Here is a 10,890-nt window from a genome sequence, read left to right as displayed (position 1 = left end):
CGGGACCGCCTTGCTCGCCTTGCTCGCGGCCTTGACCGCGGTCACCGCCTTGGCCGCCTTCACCCCAACAGCCGGCGCCGCCGGAGCCACCGCAGCAGCAGCCGCCGGAGCAGCAGCAACCGCAGCCGCACCCACAGGCGCGGCAGCAGGCTCTTGCTGCGCGGTTGAACTGGTCGAGCCGTTTCCGCACGCGGAAATGACCAGGGCGAGCGACGCCAGCACCGGGACGGCTAGCGTCACCCGACGAAGTCGGGTGGGTGTCATGCGTTAACCCCTTCAGGCAACTGTCGGCATCCAGGCCTTGGATTATGTCAATTCTGTGAACTGTGCCTGAACACCACAGAGCGGACAATAGGGACGGTCGTTTCGTGATAGTCGGGGCGCAATGCCCGTCGGCTTGCCCGGCAGGACGACGTCAGTAGCCGGTGCCGGAAGCGTCGCCCGAGGTGGCCGGAGCGTCGGGATCGTCGAGAATCCCGGCCAGCGCGTCGCTGTACTCCGGGATCATGTTCGCCCCGGTCACGAACGGCCCGACCGCGCGGCGGGTCAGGACCCGCGGCACCAGGCCGTCGTCGAGGGAATTGCAGCCGCCGTACCGCAGATAGACCTCGGACGAGCCGGACGCGGAAACGATGTGCAGCACGATCGCTTCCGTCCCGCGGCCGGCCTGGTTCGGGCAGTTCTGCTCGCTGTTGGGGCCGCCGCCGGGTGAGGCATCGCCCATCGCCTTGACCGCGTCGGCGGCCACCGCGCCCTGCACCGCAACCGAGGACAACAAGGTCGCCGCCTCGGTGACCGAACCCGGCGCCGCCGTCGGCGCAGCCGTCGACGACGAGCCGAGCGCCGGCCCGATCAACGAATACCGACAAGCCACCACCTTGGTCACGTCCTTCACCGTGGCCACGGCCACCGCGGGCGACGGTCGCGCGCCCGGATCCGTGCTGATCGGGTCGCTCACCGGGCACCCCGCCGCGTCCACCGTGATCCGGCGGATCGAGCCGACGATCTTCTCCCGCACCGCCTGTTCGGCCTGCACCCGAACCAGCACCGAACCCTCGGCGCGGGTCAGCCGGTCACCGACCAGGCCGTCCTTCGCCCCGGACGACGACGGGGACGACACGTCGGCGAAGGAGACGAAAGAGCCCGCCTTGGCGACCAGGTTGGCCGGGTCGACCGGCTCCGGCGAGGCCATCGGGCAGGCCTGCTCGGCCTCCAGGCCCGGCCGGATCACATACGGGGCCGCGTAGGTGGAGTCCGAGATGCACCATTGCGCGGCGGCCACGTCACCGGTGCCGTGGGCCCAACCCGCCGGCACCGCCAACTCCACGTTGCGGAACGACTCCCAATGCCAGTCCGGCTGGGGGAGGGCGGGATCCGCGCTCGCCGCAGGGCTCCCCGGAGGCGCCGGGAGCCCGGCCGACCCGCCGCCACAGGCCGCGCAGCCGAGCACCGCACCGCTCAGCGCGATGCTCCGGGCGAAGGCCCCCATTCGTTTCATCGCCGCAGGTTAGGCCCCCGGTGGCCGGGCCGACCTTTCAACTGGCGGGGCCGTGTCCGCAGGTTGTCCAAGATTTTTTTCCACCGACCCTCAAGGCGACCCCGTCGGTCTCCGACATTCAAGCTGTCAGCACCGCATCGCCCCGGACCCCCGCCGGGGGTGCTGCACCGAAAGCGCCGAAGGCCCGGACCACCTCCCCGGTCCGGGCCACGGCCAACACAAGCGAACGCCGGGACCGCCCCCGCCCCCCGACGTCCCACCCGCCGAAGCCCCGGGCCGCCGCCGCCCCGGGGCCTTCGGCTTTAAGCGGCGAAGTGGTTGACTCGGCGCGAAACCGTGCCGCCGGCGCGCCGAACACACCGGAGTGCTCCCATGGATCACCACGCGATTGACCAACTTCTGCAGTCCGCCGTCGATTCCGGCGCGGTGCCGAACATCGTCGCGGTGATCGGCGATCGCGATGGGGTGCGCTACGCCGGTGCGGCCGGCTCCCGGATTGCCGGCGTCCCGGAAAGCGGTGGGATCGGCCCGGACACCACCTACCGGATCGCGTCGATGACCAAGCCGGTGACCACCGTCGCCGCACTGCAGCAAATGGAGCGCGGCCTGATCGACATCGAGGCCCCGGTCGGGCATTACCTGCCCGACTTCGATGACCTGCTGGTGCTCGCCGGGTTCACCGACGACGGCAACCCGAAGCTGCGGGCGCCGGCCCGGCGGGCCACGGTGCGCAACCTGATCGCGCATACTGCCGGCACCGAGTACGACTTCTTTTCCGCCAACCAGGGCCGCTTCCAGGAGTTCAGCGAGATGCCCAGCGTCATCGCCGGCCTCGACGTCGTGTTCGAGTCGCCGCTGCACTTCGACCCGGGCACGAAATGGTCCTACGGCATCAACACCGATTGGCTGGGCAAGATCGTCGAGGTCACCAGCACCCAATCGTTGGACAAGTATTTCGAGGCCAACATCACCGGCCCGCTCGGGATGAGCTCGGCGACGTTCGTCATGAGCCCGGAGCAGCGCGCGGGCAGCGTGCCGATCCACATGCCGGACAGCGCCGGAAACTGGGCGCCCACTGGCTTCGACCTGCCGCAGGAACCCCAGTGGTGGGCCGGCGGCCACGGCCTGCACTGCACGCCGGAGGACTACATGCGCTTCCAGCGCATGCTGCTCAACGACGGCACGCTGGACGGGACGACCATCCTGAAGCCGGACACCGTGGCGCAGGCGTTCAGCGACCAGATCGCCCCGCTGACCTTCCCCGAGGCACTGCCGACGGCCGAGCCCACGCTGGCCTGCGACTTCAACCTGGGTCCGGGCTGGACCTGGGGTCACGGTTTCCTGCTCAACTCCGTCGACCTGCCGGGCATGCGCGCGGCGAACACCGGGGCCTGGGCGGGCCTGTTCAACACCCACTTCTGGATCGACCGCAGTTCCGGCATCGCGGGCGCGCTCTACACCCAGGCGCTGCCGTTCGGCATGCCGGACATCCTGCAGTTGTGCTTCGCGGTGGAGATGGCCGCCTACGCCTGACGGCGCATCAGACGACGTTCACTCACCGCGCAGTTCGGCGGCCACCAGCTCGGCGATCTGCGCGGTGTTCAGTGCCGCGCCCTTGCGCAGGTTGTCCCCGCACAGGAAAAGGTCGAGGGAGTTCGGGTCGTCCAGCGCCCGGCGCACCCGACCGACCCAGGTCGGGTCGGTACCGACCACGTCAGCCGGCGTCGGGAACTCACCGTTCGCCGGGTCATCCACCAGCACCACGCCGGGGGCGTCGCGCAACACGGCGTGCGCGCGCTCAACGGAGACCTCCGAGGCGAAGGTCGCGTGCACCGCGAGGGAGTGCGTGGTGATCACCGGTACCCGCACGCAGGTCGCGGAGACCCGCAGGCCGGGTAGACCCAGGATCTTGCGCGACTCGTTGCGAACCTTCATCTCCTCCGAGGACCAGCCGTCCTGCTTCAACGAGCCCGCCCAGGGCACCACGTTGAGCGCCAGCGGGGCCGGGAACGGCCCGAACTCGCCGACCGCGCGACGCACGTCGCCGGGCTGCGTGCCCAGCGTGTCCGAGCCGGCCACCTTATTGATCTGCTCGCGCAATGCGTCGATGCCGGGCTGCCCAGCGCCCGAGGCGGCCTGATAGGAGGCCACCACCAGGGCCTGCAGCTCGAACTCGGCGTGCAAGCAGCCCATCGCCACGATCATCGACAGCGTCGTGCAGTTGGGGTTGGAGATGATGCCGCGCGGCCGCCGGCGGGCCGCGGCGGGGTTCACCTCGGGCACCACCAGTGGCACGTCCGGGTCCATCCGGAACGCCCCGGAGTTGTCCACCGCCACCGCGCCGCGGGCCGCGGCCACCGGCGCCCACTGTGCGGAGACCTCGTCGGGCACGTCGAACATCGCGACGTCCACGCCGTCGAAGCAGTCCTCGGACAACGCGAGGACCTCGACCTGCTCGCCGCGCACGGTCAACCGCTTGCCCGCCGAGCGGGGCGAGGCGATCAGCCGGATCTCGCCCCAGACGTCCTCCCGGGTGGACAGCAGGTCCAGCATGACGGTGCCGACGGCGCCGGTGGCACCGATGACGGCCAGCGTCGGCTTGTTGCTCATCGTCCGGTCCCCCCGTAGACCACGGCCTGCTCGTCCTCGGTGTCCAGGTCGAACGCCTTGTGCACAGCCAGCACCGCGGTGTTCACGCTGTCCTCCCGGACCACCACCGAGATGCGGATCTCCGAGGTGGAGATCATTTCGATGTTCACCCCGGCGTCGGCCAGGCAGGAGAAGAACTTGGCGGACACGCCCGGGTGGGAGCGCATGCCCGCGCCGATCAGCGAGACCTTGCCGATCTGGTCGTCGTAGCGCAGCGACTCGAAGCCGTTCTGCTCCTGGACTGCCTGCAGCGCGGCCACCGCCGCGGCACCGTCGGCACGCGGCGCGGTGAAGGAGATATCGGTGCGCCCCGTGGCCGCACCGGACACGTTCTGCACGATCATGTCGATGTTGATGCCCGCCCCGGCGACCGCGGAGAAGATCGCCGCGGCCTGACCCGGACGGTCCGGTACGCCGACCACCGTCACCTTGGCCTCGCTGCGGTCGTGCGCGACACCGGCGATGATCGGCTGTTCCATCTCGTCCCCTTCGTGTCCCTGCAGCACCCAGGTGCCCTCGCGTTGGCTGAACGACGACCGCACATGAATGGGTAGCCCGAACCGGCGGGCGTACTCCACGCAACGCAGGTGCAGCACCTTGGCGCCGCACGCCGCCATCTCCAGCATTTCCTCGTACGTGACCCCGGACAGCTTCCGCGCGCTCGGCACGATGCGCGGGTCGGCCGAGAACACGCCGTCCACGTCGGTGTAGATCTCGCAGACCGAGGCGTTCATCGCCGCGGCCAGCGCCACCGCGGTGGTGTCCGAACCGCCCCGGCCCAGCGTGGTGATGTCCTTGGTGTCCTGCGAGACGCCCTGGAACCCGGCGACGATCGCGATCGCCCCGGCGTCCAGCGCCTGCATGATGCGGCCCGGCGTGACGTCGATGATCCGGGCCTTGCCGTGCACCGAGTCGGTGATCACCCCGGCCTGGCTGCCGGTGAACGAGCGCGCCTCGTGACCCAGGTTCGCGATGGCCATGGCCAACAGCGCCATGGAGATGCGCTCCCCGGCGGTGAGCAGCATGTCCAGCTCGCGGCCCGGTGGCAGGGGGGTGACCTGCTTGGCCAGGTCGATCAGCTCATCGGTGGTATCGCCCATGGCGGAAACCACGACCACCACGTCGTTGCCCGCCTGCTTGGTGTCCACGATGCGCTTGGCCACTCGCTTGACCGACTCGGCGTCGGCCACCGACGAACCGCCGTACTTCTGCACAACCAGGCTGCGAGCGCGCTGCTCGAGCGGTGCGGGCACGGTGAGGCTCCTCGGGCGGCGGGCGAACAGGGGTGCGGGCGCGACAACGGTGGGCGCTGAGGGCAAATTCTAGTGCTCCACCGCGGGGCGGGTCGCCGGGTTTGCCCGGGCGCATAGGCTCGGGTCCATCAGGTCGCGGAGCGAAGGAGCCCAGATGACGGCGGGCATGCCCGACATGGCGGCGCTGCTGGCGCAGGCCCAGCAGATGCAGGAACAGATCCTCGCCGCGCAGGCCTCGCTGGCGAACGTGCACGTGCAGGGCACGGCGGGCGGCGGGCTGGTCACCGCCACGGTCACCGCGGCCGGTGAATTGATCGGCCTGGAGATCTCGCCGCAGGCCGTCGACCCGGAGGACACCGAGACGCTGGCCGACCTGGTGCTGGCGGCGTTCCGCGACGCGCACCGCGCGGCCGCCGAGGTCACCGCACAGACCATGGGGCCATTCGCCGCAGGCATGGGCCTGGACGGCGGCATCATGGCCGACCTGGGCCTGGGTGACTTCTTTGGCGGGGCCGACCCCGGCGAGGTCGGCGGGAACGGCGGGGCCTTCGGTCTGCCGCCCGGTCGGTAGCCGGGACCACGCATGTTCGACGGGATCATCGCCGACCTGATCGAGGAGTTGGGCCGGCTGCCCGGCATCGGTCCGAAGAGCGCGCAACGCATCGCCTTCTACCTGCTCGCCGCCGATCCGGCGGATGTCCGTCGACTGGTCGGGGCCATCTCCGAGGTCAAGGAGAAGGTCCGGTTCTGCGAGGTGTGCGGCAACGTCACCGAGGACGTGCGCTGCCGTATCTGCCGCGACCCGCGCCGCGACCCGACGGTGCTGTGCGTGGTCGAGGAGGCCAAGGACGTGGTGGCCATCGAGCGCACCCGGGAGTTCCGCGGCCGCTACCACGTGCTCGGCGGGGCAATCAGCCCGATCGACGGTATCGGCCCGGATGACCTGCGGATCCGGGAACTGCTGGTGCGCTTGGGCGAGGGCGAGGTCACTGAGATGATCTTGGCCACCGACCCGAACCTGGAGGGCGAGGCCACCGCGGCCTACCTGGCGCGGCTGGTCAAACCGATGGGCCTGAAGGTGACCAGGCCGGCCAGCGGACTGCCGGTGGGCGGTGACCTGGAGTACGCCGATGAGATCACTCTTGGGCGGGCCTTCGAGGGCAGACGTTCGCTCGACGTGTGATTCTGTTTCCCCTAACGTCCGACTAACCGGCAGGCAATGGGGTGGAGATGTGACCGAGGATCCGGACGGCTTCGCAACGCAGATCGCCGATCAGGTCGAGGGATTCCTGATCGCGCTGCGCGAGGTGGCGCGGGCCGCGCGGCCGGAGGAGGCCGTGTCGATACTGCTGGTCGCGGTGTCCCAGGTGTTGCTGGCCGGCGGCCGGCTGGGCGCGATCTCCGACGTGATGCTCGACGAGCGCTTCGAACCGGACCCCGGGGCCGATCAGGACCTGGACGAGCTCCGCACGGCGTTGGCCAAGCTGCTCGACCCGATCGACGAGTATGCCGAGGTCTTCGACCCCTACGAGCCCAAGCCCGAGCTGCTCATCTGTCGGATCTCCGACGACCTGGCCGGAGTGGCCTCGGCGTTGTTGCACGGCCTGGCGCACTACAAGGCCGGTCGGCAGACCGAGGCGCTGTGGTGGTGGCAGTTCTCCTACCTCAGCCACTGGGGCAGCCAGGCCGCGACCACGCTGCGCGCGCTGCAGAGCGTGGTCGCGCACGACCGGTTGGACGCTGCCGGCGCGAGCACCGCCTCGGCCATGGCGTCGGCCGAGGAGGCCGTCGCGCCCTGACGATCAGTCGTGCTCGATCTCGGAGAGCACGCTGGCGCCCAGTTCACGGATCAGCAGATCCCGGCCGGACAGGCCGTTGTCGTCGACCGGCTCGTCGTCCTCGTGCGCGCTGTCGTCCAGCGACGCGTCCACCGCCGGTGCGGCTCTCGGCGGCGGGGCCGTGGGCGCCGGTGCGATGGGCGCGGACGGGGCGACCGGTGTCGGGGCGGGCACCGCGTGCGCGGGGCCGGCGGGCGTCGGTTTCGGCGCGGTGGCCCGCGCCGGGTCGAGCACCGCGTCCAGCCGCCACTGGACCCGCAGCACCTCCTGAATCGCCGAGCTGAGCAATTCGTCGCTGCCCGAACTCAGGAAGTTCTTCCGCTTGCCCTCCTCCGCGAAGGCCAGCACCAACGTGTTGTCGTCCAGCGAGGCCACCTGCACCCCGTCGATGAGGATCATCCAGGTGAACCGCCGCCGGGTCTTGACGACGTTGAGGATGTCCGGCCACATCCGCCGCAGCGTGGTGATGTCCGGCGCGCCCACCGATGCGGGCGCCGCGACTGCCGGCGGGGCCGGTGAGGGCGTCCGCTCATGGCGTGTGGGGCTATCGGCGGCCTCCGAAGGCCCCACACGCCCGGACGGGTTGGGGGTTTCGGCGGCGGCTGCGGGCGCAGTCGGGGTGGGTGCAGCCGGGGCCGGCGGCGTGGGAGCGGGCGCCGCAACCTCCATCCGCTCATGGCGTGTGGGGCTATCAGCGACCGCGGAAGGCCCCACACGCCCGGAGAGGTTGGGGGTTTCGGCGGCGGTGCCCGCCAGGCGCCGCTCCAGACGGTCCAGCCGGGCGTGCAGATCGCGGGCCTCGGCGGAGTCGGTGATCGGGCCGGCGCCGGGCAGCAGCACCCGCGCGCAGATCAGCTCCAGCTGCAGCCGGGGCGCGGTGGCGCCGCGTAGTTCGGTCAGCCCGGTGTTCACCAGGTCGGCGGCGCGGGACAGCTCAGCGGGGCCGAAGCGGGCGGCCTGGGCGCGCATGCGCTCCAGCTGATCGACGGGCGCGTCGATGAGGCCGGTGCCGGCGACCTCGGGCACCGCGGCCAGCACCACCAGGTCGCGCAGCCGGTCCAACAGGTCGGCGACGAACCGCCGCGGATCGTGCCCGGCCTCGATGACCCGGTCCACGAGGGTGAACACCGCCGCGCCGTCGTGCGCGGCAAAGGCGTCGACCACGTCGTCCAGCAGTGCCGCGTCGGTGTAGCCGAGCAGCGCGGTGGCCCGCGGCAGCGTCAGGCCGTCGGTGCCGGAGCCCGCCATCAGCTGGTCCAGCACGGACAGGCTGTCGCGCACCGACCCAGCACCGGCCCGCACCACCAGCGGCAGCACAGCCGGATCCACCGGCACCTTCTCCCGTTCGCACAGCTCGGCCAGGTAGTCGCGCAGCACACCCGGCGGCACCAGCCGAAACGGGTAGTGGTGGGTGCGCGAGCGGATGGTCGGGATGACCTTCTCCGGCTCGGTGGTGGCGAAGATGAACTTCAGGTGCTCCGGCGGCTCCTCGACGACCTTCAGCAGGGCGTTGAAGCCGGCCGTGGTCACCATGTGCGCCTCGTCGATCACGTAGATCTTGTAGCGGGACATCGCGGGGGAGAAGAACGCGCGCTCCCGCAGGTCCCGAGCATCATCGACGCCACCGTGCGAGGCGGCGTCGATCTCCACCACGTCCAGCCCGCCACCGCCGCCGCGGGCCAGGTCCCGGCAGGACTGGCAGGTGCCACAGGGCGTCGGCGTCGGCCCCTGCTCACAGTTCAGCGCCCGGGCCAGGATCCGCGCGCTGGTCGTCTTGCCGCAGCCGCGCGGCCCGCTGAACAGGTAGGCGTGATTGACCCGGCCGTTGCGGATGGCCTGCTGCAGCGGCTCGGTGACGTGCTCTTGCCCGATGACCTCGGCGAAGGTCTCCGGGCGGTAGCGGCGGTACAGCGCTAACGTCACGTTTCCGACCCTACGGCCCTGGCCGGCAATGGTGTCCTCGGGCTATACCTACCGGAACTAGGTATGTCGGCCCCTCCCGGATCGGACACGCCATGCGAATTGGCATTGCTGCGTCCTTGGCCTGCGCACTGGCGTTGACCGCGCTCGAGTTTCCCGCGCACGCGGACTCCTACGCCTCCGCCGTGCCGCGCGCGGTGTGCGGTGCCGGGTCCTCGCCGGAGACCGGGATGCAGGGCCAGGTCCCGCTCGCCGACCGGCAGAGCGGCCGCAGCAAGCAGGGCTACTCCTGCAACCTCACGCTGCTCGGGCAGTACCAGGGCGAGGGCACCACGTGGGTCAACCCGCAGTACAAGAACTGCGCCTACAACGCGACCTCGTTCTTCGGCCTCGGCCGCAAGAAGTCCGAAGGCGTCCAGGTGATCGACGTCGCCGACCCCAAACACCCGCGGCTCACCGCCCACCTGACCAGCCCGGCAATGCTCACCGACACGTGGGAGAGCCTCAAGGTCAACGAGGCCCGTGGCCTGTTGGCCGGGGTCTCGGTCGGACCGGTGGTGGGGACGTTGGCCTTCGACGTCTACGACATCGCGAAGGACTGCGCGCACCCGACGCTGCTGAACTCCTTCGCCTCCTCCGACGAGACGCTGCCCGCCACCACCTACAACCATGAGGGCCAGTGGTCCCCGGACGGCAAGACGTACTGGTCCTCCGGCCTGGCCGGCGGGACGTTGACCGCGATCGACGTCGCCGATCCGACCCACCCGAGCATCGCCGGGATCGCCAGCATCGGCCGGGCTAATCACGGCTTCGAGCTCAGTCCGGACGGCAACCGGATGTACCTGACCACCGCGTTCGGCGCCGGCGTGGAGATCCTCGACGTCAGCGAGATTCAGGCCCGCAAGCCCGCGCCGGTGGTCCGCGAGCTCGGCAGCGTGTTCTGGGGTGGCACCGAAACGGTCGGTCAGCACACCATCCCGGTCAGCTGGCAGGGCAAGCCGTATTTGGTCGCGGTCGATGAGCTCGCCGGCGAGGACATCCACATCATCGACATCAGCGATGAGACCAAGCCGACGATCGTGCGCCAACTCCAGCTCGAGGTGAGCCGGCCGGAGAACGCCGCCGCGGTCGCCCCCGACGTCGCGCACAACGGGGCGTTCGGCTACGACGCGCACTACTGCGCCGTGGACCGCAGGGTCGATCCGACGGCGTTGGCGTGTGGGTTCTTCCAGTCCGGCGTGCGGGTCTTCGACATCCACGACCCGCTCAACCCGCGGGAGATGGCCTACTTCAACCCGCCGGCCCGGGTCGGCGAGAACGACCGGCTGCTCGGTTCGGAGCACGCCGCGCACCCGGTTACCTACGCGGGCAACCTGTCGGGCATCCGCGACGCCGGACCCGGTGTGGTCGCCAACTGGAACCAACCCGCCGACCTGACCGCGGACTGGTGCAGCTCGCCGCCGCGCTTCGTGGGCGCCGACCAGCTCTGGGTCAGCTGTCAGGACAACGGCTTCCTCGCGCTGCGCTTCACCAACCAGGCATATCGCCGGCCATGACGCGGACCCGCTGGGCCGCGATGGCCGTCGCGCTGGTTGCGATTCTCGGGATCGGCGTCGGGATCGGCGCGGAGCTACGCGGCGGCGACGCGGCCGCGGCCGTGAGCACGTCGCCGAATGCGGTCGACATCGGTTTCAGCCGGGACATGATCGTGCACCACGAGCAGGCCGTGCTG

10 protein-coding genes are annotated in these 10,890 nt (G+C 70.6%); 6 read left to right on the top strand and 4 right to left on the bottom strand.

Features of this window, described 5'->3' with window-relative positions; all coding sequences use genetic code 11:
* Positions 1–415: 415 nt before the first annotated feature.
* Positions 416–1,498 (bottom strand): hypothetical protein, encoded by a 1,083-nt coding sequence (locus VGJ14_08470; protein ID HEY2832443.1) that lies wholly within the window; start codon positions 1,496–1,498, stop codon positions 416–418.
* A gap of 372 nt (positions 1,499–1,870) precedes the next feature.
* Between VGJ14_08470 and VGJ14_08465 the strand changes: the two genes are divergently transcribed.
* Positions 1,871–3,031 carry a serine hydrolase domain-containing protein gene (locus VGJ14_08465; protein HEY2832442.1) on the top strand — a complete coding sequence of 387 codons (1,161 nt, stop codon included), beginning with the start codon at positions 1,871–1,873 and terminating at the stop codon, positions 3,029–3,031.
* A gap of 18 nt (positions 3,032–3,049) precedes the next feature.
* Here VGJ14_08465 and VGJ14_08460 read toward each other — a convergent pair whose 3' ends face one another.
* Both VGJ14_08460 and VGJ14_08455 read right to left on the bottom strand, forming a co-directional pair.
* Entirely contained in the window at positions 3,050–4,108 is a 1,059-nt protein-coding gene (locus tag VGJ14_08460; protein ID HEY2832441.1) for an aspartate-semialdehyde dehydrogenase, read from the bottom strand.
* On the bottom strand, positions 4,105–5,400 hold the full coding sequence (locus VGJ14_08455) for an aspartate kinase (protein HEY2832440.1): 1,296 nt from the start codon (positions 5,398–5,400) through the stop codon (positions 4,105–4,107). The genes VGJ14_08460 and VGJ14_08455 overlap by 4 nt, the downstream gene beginning before the upstream one ends.
* Before the next feature lie 154 nt (positions 5,401–5,554).
* On the opposite strand from VGJ14_08455, the gene VGJ14_08450 reads away from it, so the two are divergent.
* From VGJ14_08450 to VGJ14_08440, 3 genes are read left to right on the top strand one after another with little or no spacing between them, the layout of a single operon-like run.
* A complete protein-coding gene (locus VGJ14_08450; GenBank protein ID HEY2832439.1) occupies positions 5,555–5,971 on the top strand; it encodes a YbaB/EbfC family nucleoid-associated protein in 417 nt (138 codons plus the stop codon).
* Positions 5,972–5,983: 12 nt separating this feature from the next.
* Complete coding sequence (recR, locus tag VGJ14_08445) at positions 5,984–6,583, top strand: recombination mediator RecR (GenBank protein HEY2832438.1); 600 nt, start codon at positions 5,984–5,986, stop codon at positions 6,581–6,583.
* 49 nt (positions 6,584–6,632) lie between these two features.
* Positions 6,633–7,199 (top strand): DUF5063 domain-containing protein, encoded by a 567-nt coding sequence (locus VGJ14_08440; GenBank protein ID HEY2832437.1) that lies wholly within the window; start codon positions 6,633–6,635, stop codon positions 7,197–7,199.
* Between the two features lie 3 nt (positions 7,200–7,202).
* On the opposite strand, the gene VGJ14_08435 is transcribed toward VGJ14_08440, so the two are convergent.
* Complete coding sequence (locus tag VGJ14_08435) at positions 7,203–9,161, bottom strand: DNA polymerase III subunit gamma and tau (GenBank protein HEY2832436.1); 1,959 nt, start codon at positions 9,159–9,161, stop codon at positions 7,203–7,205.
* Positions 9,162–9,253: 92 nt separating this feature from the next.
* Here VGJ14_08435 and VGJ14_08430 point away from each other — a divergent pair, with 92 nt between their 5' ends.
* Both VGJ14_08430 and VGJ14_08425 read left to right on the top strand, forming a co-directional pair.
* Positions 9,254–10,714, top strand: coding sequence for a hypothetical protein (locus VGJ14_08430; GenBank protein ID HEY2832435.1), 1,461 nt, complete (start codon positions 9,254–9,256; stop codon positions 10,712–10,714).
* The coding region (locus VGJ14_08425; protein ID HEY2832434.1) for a DUF305 domain-containing protein at positions 10,711–10,890 on the top strand (180 nt) is incomplete at its 3' end. The genes VGJ14_08430 and VGJ14_08425, both read left to right, overlap by 4 nt.

This window comes from Sporichthyaceae bacterium, from assembly GCA_036493475.1.
In the GTDB taxonomy this organism is placed as follows: domain Bacteria; phylum Actinomycetota; class Actinomycetes; order Sporichthyales; family Sporichthyaceae; genus DASQPJ01.
Note: the sequence above shows the minus strand (reverse complement) of the source record. Positions and strands in the feature narration are given on the sequence as shown.